Source organism: Bacillus sp. CPT56D-587-MTF (assembly GCF_058792335.1).
Window position 1 is genome coordinate 4,927,501 of sequence record NZ_JBYTEF010000001.1, and the last position, 16,214, is coordinate 4,943,714.

At 36.8% G+C, this 16,214-nt stretch carries 13 protein-coding genes and 2 pseudogenes; 3 read left to right on the plus strand and 12 right to left on the minus strand.

Going from position 1 to position 16,214, the window contains the following annotated elements; all coding sequences use genetic code 11:
• Window positions 1-190 precede the first annotated feature (190 nt).
• Window positions 191-307: a cortex morphogenetic protein CmpA gene (cmpA, locus tag AC3WVZ_RS25565; protein ID WP_001143642.1), complete on the plus strand. Its 117-nt coding sequence runs from the start codon at window positions 191-193 to the stop codon at window positions 305-307.
• Window positions 308-364: 57 nt separating this feature from the next.
• On the opposite strand, the gene AC3WVZ_RS25570 is transcribed toward cmpA, so the two are convergent.
• On the minus strand, window positions 365-2,533 hold the full coding sequence (locus tag AC3WVZ_RS25570; protein ID WP_233935602.1) for a Tex family protein: 2,169 nt from the start codon (window positions 2,531-2,533) through the stop codon (window positions 365-367).
• Window positions 2,534-2,833: 300 nt separating this feature from the next.
• Here AC3WVZ_RS25570 and AC3WVZ_RS25575 point away from each other — a divergent pair, with 300 nt between their 5' ends.
• Window positions 2,834-4,021, plus strand: coding sequence for an IS110 family RNA-guided transposase (locus tag AC3WVZ_RS25575; RefSeq protein ID WP_078187060.1), 1,188 nt, complete (start codon window positions 2,834-2,836; stop codon window positions 4,019-4,021).
• Between the two features lie 164 nt (window positions 4,022-4,185).
• Here the strand turns inward: AC3WVZ_RS25575 and ndoA are convergent, their stop codons facing one another.
• From ndoA to acpS, 6 genes are all read right to left on the minus strand, one after another.
• The gene (gene ndoA, locus AC3WVZ_RS25580) at window positions 4,186-4,536 is read right to left on the minus strand and encodes a type II toxin-antitoxin system endoribonuclease NdoA (protein ID WP_000635963.1); all 351 of its coding nucleotides are present in this window, start codon (window positions 4,534-4,536) and stop codon (window positions 4,186-4,188) included.
• Window positions 4,537-4,540: 4 nt separating this feature from the next.
• Window positions 4,541-4,828 carry an antitoxin EndoAI gene (locus AC3WVZ_RS25585; protein WP_000004570.1) on the minus strand — a complete coding sequence of 96 codons (288 nt, stop codon included), beginning with the start codon at window positions 4,826-4,828 and terminating at the stop codon, window positions 4,541-4,543.
• A gap of 308 nt (window positions 4,829-5,136) precedes the next feature.
• Window positions 5,137-6,306 (minus strand): alanine racemase, encoded by a 1,170-nt coding sequence (gene alr / locus AC3WVZ_RS25590; protein WP_233935604.1) that lies wholly within the window; start codon window positions 6,304-6,306, stop codon window positions 5,137-5,139.
• A 191-nt stretch (window positions 6,307-6,497) separates the two neighbouring features.
• Window positions 6,498-7,901, minus strand: a complete 1,404-nt coding sequence (tnpC, locus tag AC3WVZ_RS25595; protein ID WP_233935200.1) for an IS66 family transposase — start codon at window positions 7,899-7,901, stop codon at window positions 6,498-6,500.
• 153 nt (window positions 7,902-8,054) lie between these two features.
• Window positions 8,055-9,068: a LolA family protein gene (locus AC3WVZ_RS25600; RefSeq protein WP_492310907.1), complete on the minus strand. Its 1,014-nt coding sequence runs from the start codon at window positions 9,066-9,068 to the stop codon at window positions 8,055-8,057.
• Between the two features lie 93 nt (window positions 9,069-9,161).
• Window positions 9,162-9,521, minus strand: a complete 360-nt coding sequence (gene acpS / locus AC3WVZ_RS25605) for a holo-ACP synthase (RefSeq protein ID WP_000583416.1) — start codon at window positions 9,519-9,521, stop codon at window positions 9,162-9,164.
• A gap of 93 nt (window positions 9,522-9,614) precedes the next feature.
• Between acpS and AC3WVZ_RS25610 the strand changes: the two genes are divergently transcribed.
• Window positions 9,615-10,193 (plus strand): rhomboid family intramembrane serine protease, encoded by a 579-nt coding sequence (locus tag AC3WVZ_RS25610; RefSeq protein WP_233935607.1) that lies wholly within the window; start codon window positions 9,615-9,617, stop codon window positions 10,191-10,193.
• On the opposite strand, the pseudogene AC3WVZ_RS25615 reads toward AC3WVZ_RS25610, so the two are convergent.
• The 5 genes and pseudogenes from AC3WVZ_RS25615 to murF form a co-directional block, all read right to left on the minus strand.
• Window positions 10,181-10,546, minus strand: a pseudogene (locus tag AC3WVZ_RS25615) (UV DNA damage repair endonuclease UvsE); the annotation flags it as partial. The gene AC3WVZ_RS25610 and the pseudogene AC3WVZ_RS25615 overlap by 13 nt on opposite strands.
• Before the next feature lie 119 nt (window positions 10,547-10,665).
• The gene (gene tnpC, locus AC3WVZ_RS25620) at window positions 10,666-12,069 is read right to left on the minus strand and encodes an IS66 family transposase (RefSeq protein ID WP_233935200.1); all 1,404 of its coding nucleotides are present in this window, start codon (window positions 12,067-12,069) and stop codon (window positions 10,666-10,668) included.
• Window positions 12,070-12,129: 60 nt separating this feature from the next.
• A pseudogene (uvsE, locus tag AC3WVZ_RS25625) lies at window positions 12,130-12,774 on the minus strand (UV DNA damage repair endonuclease UvsE); the annotation flags it as partial.
• Between the two features lie 96 nt (window positions 12,775-12,870).
• Window positions 12,871-14,472, minus strand: a complete 1,602-nt coding sequence (gene cshA, locus AC3WVZ_RS25630; protein WP_000206592.1) for a degradosome RNA helicase CshA — start codon at window positions 14,470-14,472, stop codon at window positions 12,871-12,873.
• A gap of 305 nt (window positions 14,473-14,777) precedes the next feature.
• A complete protein-coding gene (gene murF / locus AC3WVZ_RS25635) occupies window positions 14,778-16,154 on the minus strand; it encodes a UDP-N-acetylmuramoyl-tripeptide--D-alanyl-D-alanine ligase (protein ID WP_000595957.1) in 1,377 nt (458 codons plus the stop codon).
• Window positions 16,155-16,214 lie beyond the last annotated feature (60 nt).

Below are 16,214 nucleotides of genomic sequence, written 5' to 3' on the forward strand. Positions count from 1 at the left end.
TTCCTCCTAAACAAAAAAATATTTTTACACTTTTCTCCCTTCTTATACATATATTAAATAGTACATATACCCATCCTCATGTAAGAAGCGTGGTTTCTAAAAACAAAACATGAATAGAAATCCACTCACCAACCTCTCATCAATAGCATTTTAGATTTTTGAGAGCAGGATTAAACAAGGAGGGATTCCTATGCCTACGTGGCTAAAAAAACAAATGCAACGTGCATATTTCGAAAAAAACCGGTATCAAATTAAGTTATTAAATGAATGCTGGTTTTATTATAGCAAAATACATCAAAGCTCATAATCCATTACACTTTTTATTTCATAAAAAAAGAGCAGTTTCATCTGCTCTCTTCTCTTACTATTCAATCGGCAACATAGATAGTGCAACGCGTCCTTTTTTTGTATCAATATCATCTACCCATACTTTTACAATTTGCCCTACTGATACAACATCTAACGGATGCTTTACAAACTGTTTGCTAAGTTTAGAAATATGTACTAAACCATCTTGCTTTACACCAACATCAACAAAAGCACCAAAATCAACAACGTTACGAACTGTTCCTTCTAGTTCCATACCACGTTTTAAATCTTCTAATTTCAAAATCCCTTTTTTCAAAAGTGGTTTAGGCAACTCATCCCTCATATCTCGTTCAGGACTAATAAGCGCATCTATAATATCAACTAACGTCGGCTCCCCAACTCCTGTTTCTTGAGATAACTTAGAAATCTCTACTTCTTCCAATCTCTTTTGTAATTGCGGTTGTCCTACGTCATCTATCGATAACCCTAGACTCTTCAATAACAATTCAACATTTTTATATTGCTCTGGATGAATACCTGTTCGATCTAATGGATTCGCTCCTTCTAGTATACGTAAGAAACCTATACATTGTTCATAAGTCTTTGCACCTAAACGTGGGATTTTCTTTAATTCCGTGCGCTTCGTGAATTTCCCATCTTCTTCTCTCTTTGCTACAATATTTTTCGCAACAGTTTTCGATAAACCTGAAACATATTGTAACAATGCAACCGAAGCCGTATTTACATTAACCCCAACTTGGTTAACAGCTGTTTCTACTACAAATGTTAATGACTCATTCAGTCTCTTTTGAGATACATCATGTTGGTATTGTCCAACCCCAACTGATTTAGGATCAATTTTCACAAGTTCAGCAAGTGGATCTTGCAGACGTCTCCCAATAGAAACGGCACTTCTCTCTTCAACTTGTAAATTTGGGAATTCCTCACGGGCTAAATCAGAAGCTGAATATACACTAGCACCCGCTTCATTTACAATAATATAAAAGACATCTCGATTCACACTTTGTAATACATCTACTATAAACTCTTCTGTTTCTCTAGATGCTGTCCCATTACCAATTGCAATCATTTCAACTTGATATTTATCTATAATAGAAAGAACTTTCGTTTTTGCATCATCATATTTACGAACAGGTGGATGCGGATAAATAACATCGATATGTAGTACTTTCCCCGTATCATCTACTACAGACAATTTACAACCAGTTCTATATGCCGGATCTACCGCTAGCACGACTTTCCCTTTCATCGGAGGTTGTAATAATAAGTTACGTAAGTTCTCAGAGAAAATATGTATTGCTTGTTCTTCAGCTGTTTCTGTTAATTCTTTACGAATCTCTCTTTCGATTGAAGATTGAATTAATCGTTTATAACCATCTTCAATCGCTAATTGTACATAATGTGCACTTTTCGAATCGTTATCACGAATTACTTTCTTATTTAAGAAGGTTACTATCTCATCTACTGGTGGAACAACAGCAACTCTCAATATATCTTCTTTCTCGCCACGATTCATTGCTAATACACGATGTGGTACTACTTTTTGCAATGGTTCTTCATAACTGTAATACATTTCATATATATTCTTTTCATCTTTTTCTTCATCTTTCACGGAAGAAGACATAACACCTTTTCTAAAAGTAACATTTCGAATCCAACTACGATACGTAGCTTCATCTGAAACCATTTCTGCAATAATGTCTTGTGCACCTTGTAAAGCTTCTTCTGCAGATTGCACTTCTTTCTCTACATTAATAAATTCCACTGCCTTTTTAGCCGGATCTTCTTTCTTATATAACAATAACCATTCAGCTAATGGTTCTAATCCTTTTTCTTTAGCAACTGTCGCTTTCGTTCTTCTTTTCTCTTTATATGGACGATATAGATCTTCTACTTCTTGCAACTTTGTAGCTTTAACAATTTGCTGTCGTAGCTCTTCTGTCAGTTTCCCCTTCTCATCAATAAGACGAAGAACTTCTTCCTTCCTATCTTCAAGTTGCATCATATATTGCCATCTCTCTAAAATCGTACGAATTTGCACCTCATCTAAAGAGCCTGTCCATTCTTTTCGGTAACGAGCAATAAATGGAACTGTGTTACCTTCTTCTGTTAATTGAATAACATGACGAACTTGCTTTTCGGTAAAGCCTAATTCTTTCACTAACATTTTCATTAACGCTTGTCGATTATCTACCATTTCCATATACAACCGTAACCTCCTTGTATGTTTAAGTTAGGTTTTTAGGAAAGGGATTTACCTATAAACCCAAGGGTATTTTAACTATTGTAAGATACTCTTACTTGTAGATAGAGTGTTGCCGTTCACCTCCCTGAATCGTTGTATTCGTCTTGGAGACTGGTACCTCTATCTAATAAGTAGTTTACGAATGAGTTGGATGTTGCTGACCGTTGGTCATTCTTCGTATCTCTAACAAGGCAGTAACGCTTATTAGATTAGAGGATGTACAACTATCTTATAGCTATAAAATAAGGAGTGAACCTCATGTACTATGTCGGAATTGATATTGCCAAATTTAAACACTATGCTTCCATCATTGATCAAACAGGAAAAGCACTAACTAGACCCATTTCGTTTCAAAATCATACGGATGGTGGAAATAAACTTTTAGCCTGGATACATCAATACGTGGATAACCCTACCGATGTATTAATTGGAATGGAGGCAACCGGACACTATTGGCTAGCCCTCTATTCGTTTCTTTTAGAAAAAGGGTTTTCAGTCATTGTATTAAATCCTCTTCAAACCAATGCTTGGAGAAAGGGAACAGAAATTCGAAAGCGTAAAACAGATTCCATTGATGCAACCTTAATTGCAGACGTAATTCGCTTTGGAAGATTTACAGAAACCGCTTTAGCTGATGAAACAATGCTGGCATTAAAACAACTAAGTCGTTTCAGATATTCGCTTGTACATAGCGTGAGTGATTTAAAACGAAAAGCCATTGTGGTATTAGATCAAACATTTCCGGAATACCATACGGTATTCTCTGATATTTTTGGAAAAACATCCTCCGAAATTTTAATGGAATATACCACTCCCAGCGATTTTGAAAATGTCTCAATTGAACAACTAACTGAACTTATGGAAAAAGCTAGTCGGAAAAGAATTGGCGAAAATAAGGCGAAACAACTCCTACAAATCGCGTCCCAGTCCTTTGGTGTAAGATTTTGTAAAGATGCTTTTTCATTTCAATTAAAAATGTTACTCGAACAAATCAAATTTATTGAAGAGCAAATTAAGCATTGTGAACACCAGATGGGAGAGTATTTAGTTGAACTGGACACCCCTATCACAACCATACCTGGGATTGGCCCCATTTTAGGTGCCACAATTCTAAGTGAAATTGGTAATATTCATCGTTTTGATAAACCAGCTAAGCTTGTTGCCTATGCAGGAATTGATGCTTCCATTTCACAATCTGGGCAATATGAAGCATCAAAAGGTAGCATGTCTAAACGTGGCTCTTCACACTTACGACGTGCCTTATTTCAAGCTGCCATATCCGCCTATCGATGTGACCCAGTGTTACAAGCGTTTTATAAAAAAAAGAAAGCACAAGGAAAGCATTATTATGTTTGTATTGGCGCAGTAGCTAGGAAATTGTGTTACATTATTTATGCCATTTTAAAAAGTAATAAACCATATGAAATTCCACCACATATAGAATAAGTTATATACCACTCTCTATTTTTTCAGCCTTTCGATAAAGGCTTATTTCCTATGCTTTTTAAATTGAATACCCATATTTTCACTTTAATTTACAGTTGACTTTTCATAGTTGGTCTCTATAATAAAAAAGTTGCCCTTCAAAGAGAGCAACTTAAACTGCCGATTTAAAAATCTATTAGTCCTAAACTAATTTGTAGCGCTTCATCTACACGAATCATCATCACTTCATCTAAGTGAGTGATTTTGTCCGTTAAGCGCTGCTTATCGATTGTTCGAATCTGCTCAAGTAAAATAACAGAATCTCTCTCAAAACCGTACTTTTTCGCATCAATTTCCACATGAGTGGGTAATTTCGCTTTTTGAATCTGTGCAGTAATAGCCGCTACAATCACCGTTGGACTAAAACGATTTCCGATGTCATTTTGAATGACAAGAACCGGACGAACGCCTCCTTGCTCAGAACCAACAACTGGGGAAAGGTCTGCAAAATACACGTCGCCGCGTTTTACAATCAAAATATTACCCCCCGCTAACTAAGCGTTCTACTGTATGAGCTGCTTCATACTCTGCTAAGAAAGCTTCAGATGCAATACCAAGATTAATTTTTCCCATTTCAATGTACCCACGTCGCATTGATTCATGTTGGTAGCGTTTCTTCGTCTTATGTTGACGCAATAACAATTGTGTTGCCTGGCAAATTAGTTCATGGCGATTCTTATTCTCTTGTTTTCCAATTCCGTCCAATTCCGTTACCATTTGCTTTGGCAACCGAACCACGATTTCAGTAGTTACACTTGATTCGGACACAAAAATACACCTCCACCGTCAACTACACACCCAAATATATATATGACACCTATTGTAATAATACCATTGTATGGAGCCTGTTGCAAAGACTTCCTTATTCCTTGCTTATGTTTTCCAATTCACAAACAAAACATTCATCTTCTTAAATTTTTTATCTCATAACTAACTAAAAACAATAGAACTCCTCTTCAAAACTTACGTGCAACTTATATAAAAAATGATTATAAGTAAAAAGCTTCTCATCAAAAAGAGCTTATTATCCAGCAATGAACAGTCACTCCAATGACAAGAAGCAATCATACTACCTTCTATATATTGTTCAAGTAATTAATTATCTCTACAACCTTACCATTCCGTATAAATATTCTCGGCACACGGAAACTGATCGTTGCAATAATTTCATAATTAATAGTCCCTGAGTATTCCGCAACCTCTGTAGCGCTAATATACTCATCTCCTTGCCTTCCAATAAGCGTAACTTTCGTACCAAGTGGCACTTCACAAGGAAGATGAATCATGAACTGATCCATTGTTACTCGCCCTACAATCGGTACCCTTTTACCATTTATAAGCACTTCAAATCCTTGTAACCTCCTAAGCCACCCATCTGCATAGCCAATCGCTACAGTCGCAATCCATTCTTCAGTTTTCGTTCGGTAGGTGACGTTATAACTAATTCCATCACCTTTAATTACCTGTTTAATATGAGCGACTTTCGTATGAAGTGATAGCGCCGGTTCTAATTCAAATGGTAAAAAAGGACGTATTTCTACAGAAGGAGATAATCCATACATTGCAATCCCAATTCGCACTGCATTAAATGTAATCCCTTGAAAACGTAACGTCGCAGCACTATTAGCTGTATGAACAAACTTAGGATCCACTCCGAATTCTTTCAACCAACTTAACTGCTCTAAGAACGTGTTATATTGCTTATCAAAATACGAAGTCTCAACTTCATCTGCCGTTGCAAAATGCGTGTATACTCCTTCTAACTCTAAAAACGGTGCACCCTCTAAACTCTTTAAAAATTCTTTTAGCTCTTTTCTTTCACGTATTCCAATTCTCCCCATACCACTATCAAAGTTAATATGGAATTTCATTACAGATGAACCATCCCAAAGTTTAATTGCTTCGTCCACCCATTCTTTTTGAAAAACCGTTAGCGCTACATCATTTTCAGCAGCTACATTTACATCACGCGGCGGCGAGGGACCTAACACTAAAATCGGCTCAGTAATACCAGCCCTCCGAAGCACTAAAGCTTCATCTAAAAAAGCAACAGCTAACCTTGTTGCACCTGCTTCTAATGCCGTTTTAGCCACCGGTACATAATCGTGCCCATATGCGTGTGCTTTAACTACAGCAAAAATCTCTACATTACTTGGGATGAACTCTTTAATATGTGTAACGTTGTTATAAATGGCATCTAAATCCACTTCCACCCAAGTGTCACGGTAAAATGGTGCTTCTTCCATAAATACACTTCCTTATACACGATATGCGAAGCTTATTCTTTTATATGCTTCTTTTATGAAATCCACCTTCAAACGTAACTACTCAGCTTCTTCAAATAAAAAAACAGGCCAAATACATGTTTCCGATTCGAAAACATGAAAAGAAAATACTCCAATCAGAGAAAGAATCTATGCCAAATAGAGAAATTCTCTTATGAAGTCGTGTTATTCCAAGGAACCGTTCTAGTTTCTATGACTTGGTTTATCGCTTGTAAGACCGATTGTTTTTGTTTTTTCATGGTACTCATAAAGCTTCGTATCTGACAAAAAGATTCTGCGCCTTTCTTACTTCGGAAAGTCCCAGACACTTTCTGTTTTACTTTCGTCATCCGAATATCCCGTTCTGCTTGATTGTTATCAAATGGAATGGCTGGATGTTCTAAAAACCCTAGAATTCTGTCAGAATACTTGACGAAGCGATTCCATAAATTTTGAGAAGGCGTCTGCTTTCCTTTCTTCTTTTGTTTCGTGGAAAGAATCTGTTGTTCTTTCAATATGGATTGATACATAATAAACAGATTCTTTTGCGTCGCTTTTGGCATGGTACCTTCGGATTGCTTTTTCATCGTCAACGCTTGCGTTAGAAATTTCTGCATCTGTTGTGCCCATTGTTCTCCAGTACTATCTATAATTCCTTGTAAATCTCGTAAGAGATGGGCATTACATAAAACGTGACGACAATCTGTATACGCATCATACGATTTCCAACCATCATGCATCGCAATTCCAGAAAAAGATGGCAAGATTTCTCCAGCATCCATTGCTTCTTTTCCACGTTTTTGATGAATATGTTGCAATGTCACCTCCGGTGTACTGGCAGTATGTAACCATTGTGTTTTGTTTTCTACACGCATACCAGTTTCATCAAAATGGACAACAGGAGACTGCAGAATCTTTTCCTTTACTTCTTTTATGAATGGCTGCAATTGAGAAGCGAAAGCCTGTGTATGATTTACCAGGGTTCCTTCGCTTATAGAATGTCCAAAACAATCCTGAAAGAATTCTTTTGTTCGCTTCAAAGAAATGCATTGATAATGCGTTAAATAGGGAATCAGTCTTTTTATATTTGGACCATATTGAACAGGACGAGATACTGTCGAAGGAAATTGGGCTTCTTGGATAGAATGGCAATGTGGGCATTCTTTCTGTTCTACTTTATGTTCTGTCACTTCGATCTGAATAGGTGGTAAGTCATACACTTGGCGAATGCGATACCCTTTTACAGGCTCGTGGTTCAAGGAAGTATGACAACAAGTACAATATGTAGGAGAATGTGTAATCGTATGATCTGGAGTCGCTGTCAAACCAAGAGTATGTCCCTTGTGGCCCAACTGGCCACCCGTTTGACGATGAGACGGTTTGCGCAAACTTTTTGTAACGGGCTTACCCAAACCATCTGTAGAAGGTGGCTTATGACTATTTTTGGAGTTTTTTTTTGAAGCATTTTCTAGTTCTTGTATACGTTTTTCTAACTTAGAAAATGTTTCTTCAAATAAAGAAATAACAGCTTCAGGTCCTTTTTTATATGTATCTAAAATAATTTTTCGATCGACCATAAGATTCACCTCCCCTGTTTGATATACTCAGTATTTACAAATGGGAGGCATATGAAACTAGTAAAATTTAAAAAAGACACCGAAAGGTGGCTGAGTAGTTACCTTCAAACTAAGAAAAGACGTGGTGCACATATATCACCACGTCTAAGAAGTTTACTTCACCTGCTTCGCTGTAACTGAACGAGCAACCATTAACAGCTCCTTCGGCTCTAAACCTTTAGACACGAGCATATATTCTACTCCGTTATGCGACCACGTTACAGAGTCTTTCGTTAATGCACCAATCGTAAACCCAAGATCAACTGGTTCTCCACTTACACTTACCGCTGATGATGCCTCTGCAACTTTTGCCTTTTCTTGTATTAAAGTAAAGGCTTTCTTATTTCCAGTGTATGTGAGTATCGCACGCTTGCCACTGTCTGTCTTCAACTCTTTTTCATCTTGCAGAGTCATACCTTGTGGTGTATCAAGTGGATACAAAATAGCAAACGGTTTGTCTTCTTTCGCTGTTGTTTGAACATCTACCTGCGCTCTAGACATATTTTGTTTCGTATCAAATGCACCTTTATCAAATTTCGCATCGAATTTCACTTTAGAGAAATCTACTTTCACAAGAACATTTTGATCATTATCCATTAACTTCACTGAAACTGGAGTCAAGTCGCTCTTATTCAATGTAATCTCTTGTCTCGGCAACATATTTTGATGTTGATAGTTTGTTTTTGTTTTAAAAATATAATACTTATCTGTTTTCTCAAAAGTAAGGTTTTTCTTGTCCTGCAAAATATCTCTTACAAGTGATTCATATAAATAAGCCTGGCTACTATTTTGCGGCCAATCACTTTGAAAACGGAAGCTCTTATTAAGTGCTGGCGTTAATACAAATACACCTTCTTCATTTCTCAAAATAATTTGGCTCTGATCTTTTTTTGCATTTTTTAAATTCACACGATAAAAAGACGGTTCCTTATGCCAAATCTCTACGTTATACTCTTGAGGCTCATTGCCTGTTTTAATAGATAATTTTGCCTCAGCTTGATAACTTTTCATCCCTTTTACTTTTGATTCTAAATCTCTCACGACATCATCTTGCTTCTTTTCCATACAACCCGCCAACACAAAAACGGTCAACAAACCGACAAGAACTAAAAACAGACGCCTTTTCATCAATTCAGCCCCTTTGCCCCTATAAATGAATGGAAGATGTACCTTCCTTATCGCTACCTCAAATATATGAGACAAAGATATAAAATATGCAGACTAGCGTGACAAGCTTTCTAAAACAACTTGAGCAACAGCAAATTCCTTACTATGACTAATTGATAAATGAACAATATACTCTGTACTTGTAATCAGAATTGGCTTACCTCTTTCATCATTTTTCACTTCAATATCTAAAAAACTCACTTCTTTTCCGATACCAGTACCTACAGCTTTTGAATACGCCTCTTTCGCTGCAAACCTTCCAGCTACAAACTCTGTAAGGCGACTTCCTTTCAGCTCCATAGCAACATTACGTTCATTTTCCGTTAAAATACGTTCCATAAATTTAAGCTTTCCATCTAGCATTTTTTCAATACGATTTAATTCAATAATATCGATACCAATCCCTATAATCATTTCAAAATCCCCTTCTTCTATTTAACTTTCTTCTTTCATATTGATAAGAATAACAGAGAATCTTTCTGATGCAAAAGGGGTGATAGTAACCGTATGCTAATAAGATCCACTCATATTTCTTTACAACCGACTATTCTTACCTTACTGCTTATTCATTTAGTCATGATGATATTAGGCGACTTTTTTCTCTTACCACTGGCAGCCTCTAATGAATATATCGCGAAAGGAGAATGGTGGCGTGTCATAACTTCTCTTCTCGTACACGTAGACTTACAACATTTTCTTTCTAATAGTATTTTTTTGTTTGCTCTTGGTTCTTCTATCGAAAAGCAACTCGGACACTTTTCTTTTTTTATTCTATTTTTTCTCTCTGGAATTTCTGGAAATATTTCTTCTTATATTATTATGCCGCTTGAATATATTCACGCAGGTGCATCAGGTGGTATTTTCGGACTATTAGGTGCACAGTTATTTTTATTGTACAATCGATACCGCTCTTCAAAACCAAAAGAAATTGCCATTTTCTCAATTATGATACTTCTATTACTGCTATTTACTTTCTTTAACCCTTCTGCCAATCCGATCAGTCATTTAACAGGTTTAATAACCGGTGGCATTTTAACCCCTTTTTTAACAAAAAAAAAACGATGGTGCAAAGCTTATTTAATATAAAAGCTTGCACCATCGATAATTTCTACATCTACTTGTTCACTTAAATCTCTCATTAATTGAAATAAAGACTCATCCTTCATCTTCGCCTCAATCATACAATCAATTTGCGGAACACTTCCCTTTATCCTTCTTAAAAAAGATAAAAATGCGTCTACATTAACATAATCTGCATGAGCTCTTGGATCTTTTCCCTCTCTAGGGCTAGAGATATGCATTTTAATCGGCAACAAAGACGTTTCCCACGTATGAACAACACGTGCCCAATCTTCAAACCAATCTTCTTGCTCATTATTCATCATATGGTGATGCAAGTCAAATACGACGGGAATATCTAATTTTTCTCCTAAATATAATGGTAACTACTCAGCTTCTTCAAATAAAAAAACAGGCCAAATACATGTTTCCGATTCGAAAACATGAAAAGAAAATACTCCAATCAGAGAAAGAATCTATGCCAAATAGAGAAATTCTCTTATGAAGTCGTGTTATTCCAAGGAACCGTTCTAGTTTCTATGACTTGGTTTATCGCTTGTAAGACCGATTGTTTTTGTTTTTTCATGGTACTCATAAAGCTTCGTATCTGACAAAAAGATTCTGCGCCTTTCTTACTTCGGAAAGTCCCAGACACTTTCTGTTTTACTTTCGTCATCCGAATATCCCGTTCTGCTTGATTGTTATCAAATGGAATGGCTGGATGTTCTAAAAACCCTAGAATTCTGTCAGAATACTTGACGAAGCGATTCCATAAATTTTGAGAAGGCGTCTGCTTTCCTTTCTTCTTTTGTTTCGTGGAAAGAATCTGTTGTTCTTTCAATATGGATTGATACATAATAAACAGATTCTTTTGCGTCGCTTTTGGCATGGTACCTTCGGATTGCTTTTTCATCGTCAACGCTTGCGTTAGAAATTTCTGCATCTGTTGTGCCCATTGTTCTCCAGTACTATCTATAATTCCTTGTAAATCTCGTAAGAGATGGGCATTACATAAAACGTGACGACAATCTGTATACGCATCATACGATTTCCAACCATCATGCATCGCAATTCCAGAAAAAGATGGCAAGATTTCTCCAGCATCCATTGCTTCTTTTCCACGTTTTTGATGAATATGTTGCAATGTCACCTCCGGTGTACTGGCAGTATGTAACCATTGTGTTTTGTTTTCTACACGCATACCAGTTTCATCAAAATGGACAACAGGAGACTGCAGAATCTTTTCCTTTACTTCTTTTATGAATGGCTGCAATTGAGAAGCGAAAGCCTGTGTATGATTTACCAGGGTTCCTTCGCTTATAGAATGTCCAAAACAATCCTGAAAGAATTCTTTTGTTCGCTTCAAAGAAATGCATTGATAATGCGTTAAATAGGGAATCAGTCTTTTTATATTTGGACCATATTGAACAGGACGAGATACTGTCGAAGGAAATTGGGCTTCTTGGATAGAATGGCAATGTGGGCATTCTTTCTGTTCTACTTTATGTTCTGTCACTTCGATCTGAATAGGTGGTAAGTCATACACTTGGCGAATGCGATACCCTTTTACAGGCTCGTGGTTCAAGGAAGTATGACAACAAGTACAATATGTAGGAGAATGTGTAATCGTATGATCTGGAGTCGCTGTCAAACCAAGAGTATGTCCCTTGTGGCCCAACTGGCCACCCGTTTGACGATGAGACGGTTTGCGCAAACTTTTTGTAACGGGCTTACCCAAACCATCTGTAGAAGGTGGCTTATGACTATTTTTGGAGTTTTTTTTTGAAGCATTTTCTAGTTCTTGTATACGTTTTTCTAACTTAGAAAATGTTTCTTCAAATAAAGAAATAACAGCTTCAGGTCCTTTTTTATATGTATCTAAAATAATTTTTCGATCGACCATAAGATTCACCTCCCCTGTTTGATATACTCAGTATTTACAAATGGGAGGCATATGAAACTAGTAAAATTTAAAAAAGACACCGAAAGGTGGCTGAGTAGTTACATATAATGTTTCCTCTAACGTAAAGGTCGTATCATCATTTTCTAATATAATCATTTCTTGAATACCCCTTGGGACATTCGACCAATTCTCTATAAAGCGCTCTAATGCAAGTTCTTTATCTTTATATCCTCCTCCAACATGCAGTACACATCGTTGCTTATGTTCAATCCCCATGCCTTTTAATAATTTTTTGTGCATCTGCAATGTTTTTACAGATTGTTTAAAAACACTCTCTTCAGGTAAATTTAGTACAACAAAATGATCTGGATGGAAATCAATTCTCATATTCATATGAACTGCATATTCACCTAGTTTTTTTAAATTTTCTTTTAACGGACGAATATAGTTCCACTCTAGCAATTCCTCATGATTCGCTAAAGGAATGAGCTTTGAACTGAGCCGAAAGAAAGATATGTCATGCCCTTTATTATGCTTTAATAAACGTAAACAATTTTCTAAATTGGAATTAGCAATTCTTTCAAGCTTACGAATTGCAGCATCACGATCATCTAATTTCTGAAACTGTGCATACGTCATCGTTTGAGATGGAGATGCATTCTTCAAATGCACACTCATCGCAACGTAACCAAGCCTTACAAGCATATAACAGCCCCTTTTCTATCATAACTATTATGTAGTATGCACAATTATAGAAATAAAAAAAAGAGAATGCCCACAAAGGGCATTCTCTTTTTTTTATTAAGCTTGTGGACGGCTATGATGTTTTCTTTCGCCGCGTCCATTTGAAGAACCAGGGCGACCTTGGCCTTCACCTCTACGACCACGACTACCACCATCACGATTACGATCGCGGTTACCATCACGATTGCGATCACGGTTTCCGTCACGATTACGTCCATCACGGTTACGGTCACGATTACGTCCATCGCCACCGCCGCGTCCATCACGACTACGATTACGGTTACCATCACGGTATCCGCCTCCGTTACCGCCGCGTTTTTTAGAACCGCCGCCTCTTGAAACAACAGGTGGTTCTGATGTTAAAGCGATCGGAGTTGTATCCGGCTCTTTAGTCATCATTTTTAAAGCAGCAGCTACTACTGTTACAGAGTCATTTTCTTCTAACATTTCTTCTGCAATACGCTTGTAGTATGCTAAGTTTTCATTTTCAATTGTGCTTTGAAGCTTTTCAGCGATTAAACGTTGTTGACCTTCTAATGCCTCGTCAAGTGTCGGTGCATCCATACGGTCCATTTTACGTTTTGTTGTACGCTCGATATTTTTTAATTGTCCTGATTCACGTGGTGTTACAAATAGCATTGCAATACCTTTTTTACCTGCACGACCAGTACGACCGATACGGTGAACGTATGATTCTGGATCTTGTGGAATATCGAAGTTATATACGTGCGTTACGCCTGAAATATCAAGACCACGCGCAGCAACGTCTGTTGCAACAAGAACTTCAATAGAACCTTCTTTAAATTTACGTAATACAGACATACGTTTCGCCTGAGTTAAATCACCGTGAATACCTTCTGCAGCATAACCACGTAAGTTTAATGCTTCTGATAATTCATCAACACGACGCTTTGTACGACCAAATACGATTGCAAGCTCTGGAGATTGAATATCTAATAAGCGTGTTAACACGTCAAACTTTTTCTTTTCTTGCACTTCTAAATAGAACTGCTGAATGTTTGGCATTGTTACTTCTTTTGCTTTTACTTTAATGTGTTGAGGCTCAGTCATGAAACGCTCAGCAATACGGCGGATTGGATCCGGCATTGTCGCTGAGAATAGTAATGTTTGATGTGTTTCTGGCACATCTGTTAAAATTGCTTCAATGTCTTCAATGAAGCCCATGTTTAACATTTCATCTGCTTCGTCAAGAACAACTGTCTCTACGTTTTGCAGACGAAGTGTTTTACGGTTAATATGATCTAAAATACGACCCGGCGTACCAACAATAATGTGTGGGTGTTTTTTTAGAGCACGAATTTGGCGGTTAATATCTTGACCACCATAAATCGGTAAAATACGAACGCGTTTATGCTTACCAATTTTGTATAATTCTTCTCCAACTTGAATTGCTAATTCACGCGTTGGCGCGATAACAATACCTTGAACCGATTCTTTATGTGTATCCACTTTATCTAATAGTGGTAATCCGAATGCTGCTGTTTTCCCTGTACCTGTTTGCGCTTGCCCAATAATATCTTTACCTTGCAATGCATGTGGAATTGTTTCAGCTTGAATTGGTGTAGCCTCTTCAAAGCCCATACTTTCAACAGATTGCAGTAAAGAATCACTTAATCCTAATTCTCGAAATGTTGTCAATGTTACTTCTCCTTTTCTATCCTATACTTATCATTTAAAAAAAGGCGTTTTCCGAATTTGCGGAAAAGCCCTTTTCCTGAATGCTCACGTATATAAACGGGCGTATATTCTTCACGAAAATACTTCTAAACGTTATTACACTTTATCAATTATAAGTTTTGTATGTGTAAAAAGCAAACCCAACTGTTACCTTATTTTCATATTCAGAGTTTTTTTCTTCACTTTTATTTTTTTATATTTACTGTAAGCGCTTATTATAAGTTTCTTCTATTTTCGTAACTATCATCCCTATTTATATACACCAATTATTTCAACATCGTAATTACTTCTTCTAATTTCATACCGCGAGATGCTTTTATTAATACAACATCTTTCACATCGACTACTGCTTGTAAATCTTTTACTAACTCTTCTTTATTATCATACGCCTTTACACGTTCATTAGGGAAATTAATTTTTGCTCCTTCAGCAATTTGAGCCCCTAATCTACCGTATGTGAATACATGTGAGATTTTTGCTGGATCGATTAATTTTCCTACCTCATAATGGAACTGTACTTCTTGATCTCCAAGTTCTAACATATCACCGAGCACAACGATTTTTTTAGCAAAACCATCTAAACCATTCATTAAATGGAATGCTGCTTCCATAGCCGTCGGGCTTGCATTATAAGCATCGTTGATAATTGTTAAACCACTATTTGTTTTCACAATTTCCATACGCATGCCCGTCATTTGAAGTGTTACTAAACCTTCTTTCATCTCTTCCCACGTTACACCAAAATGTTTCGCAATTGCCATTGAAGCAAGTGTATTATACACATTATGTTTTCCTAACACCGGTAAGTAGAATGAAATATTTTCATCTCTATTCATTTTGAAATGTGTCCCAGTTGCTTGTAATGTTACAGTCGTTGGATAATAATCGTTTGCTCTTGCATCACCAAACGTAACCGTTTCTGCTGCTAAATTCATTCCAGGAACACGATTCGTTAATAAAGGCTCATCTCCGTTATATACGAACACGCCACCTTCTTGTAATCCTGTAACAATTTCTAATTTCGCTTCAGCAATTGCCTCACGAGATCCTAAATCCATTAAATGTGCCTCACCAATATTTGTAATGATAGCTGCATTAGGACGAGCTAACTTAGATAAGAATTCAATTTCGCCTCGGCTTGACATACCCATCTCTAATACTGCTACTTCTGTATTTTCTTCTAAGTTTAAAATGGTAAGAGGTAATCCGATATGGTTATTGAAGTTCCCTTCTGTTTTTTGCACTTTGAATTTAGTCGCAAGAAGACTTGTTACAATATCTTTCGTAGATGTTTTACCGTTACTACCCGTTACACCTACAACTTTAACATCCAATTGATCGCGATAGTTTTTCGCTAACATTTGCAATGCCGATAGCGTGTCTTCTACAAAAATAACCGGAAGATTCTCAGGTGGATTCGCTACATCTTTCATCCATAATGTAGCCACAGCTCCATTTTCAACAGCTTTATCTACAAAAGCATGTCCATCGAAGCGCTCCCCTTGAATCGGAACATACAAGTTTCCTTTTTCAATTTTTCTCGTATCAATAGACACGCCTTGAATAGTAATTCCCTCATATTGCTCTGCTAATTCAGTACCATTTACCATCTGTTCCACTTGCTTTAACATTCGCTTTATCATATATAAACGCTCCTTACATAGAGGAAGCACTATTCCTATGAATAGTGCTTCCTCCTTTTT

Coding starts and splice junctions, on each gene's coding strand:
- cmpA (WP_001143642.1), top strand. CDS start 191: ATGCCTACGTGGCTAAAAAAACAAATGCAACGTGCATATTTCGAAAAA.
- AC3WVZ_RS25570 (WP_233935602.1), bottom strand. CDS start 2,533: ATGGAAATGGTAGATAATCGACAAGCGTTAATGAAAATGTTAGTGAAA.
- AC3WVZ_RS25575 (WP_078187060.1), top strand. CDS start 2,834: ATGTACTATGTCGGAATTGATATTGCCAAATTTAAACACTATGCTTCC.
- alr (WP_233935604.1), bottom strand. CDS start 6,306: ATGGAAGAAGCACCATTTTACCGTGACACTTGGGTGGAAGTGGATTTA.
- tnpC (WP_233935200.1), bottom strand. CDS start 7,901: ATGGTCGATCGAAAAATTATTTTAGATACATATAAAAAAGGACCTGAA.
- AC3WVZ_RS25600 (WP_492310907.1), bottom strand. CDS start 9,068: ATGAAAAGGCGTCTGTTTTTAGTTCTTGTCGGTTTGTTGACCGTTTTT.
- acpS (WP_000583416.1), bottom strand. CDS start 9,521: ATGATTATAGGGATTGGTATCGATATTATTGAATTAAATCGTATTGAA.
- AC3WVZ_RS25610 (WP_233935607.1), top strand. CDS start 9,615: ATGCTAATAAGATCCACTCATATTTCTTTACAACCGACTATTCTTACC.
- tnpC (WP_233935200.1), bottom strand. CDS start 12,069: ATGGTCGATCGAAAAATTATTTTAGATACATATAAAAAAGGACCTGAA.
- murF (WP_000595957.1), bottom strand. CDS start 16,154: ATGATAAAGCGAATGTTAAAGCAAGTGGAACAGATGGTAAATGGTACT.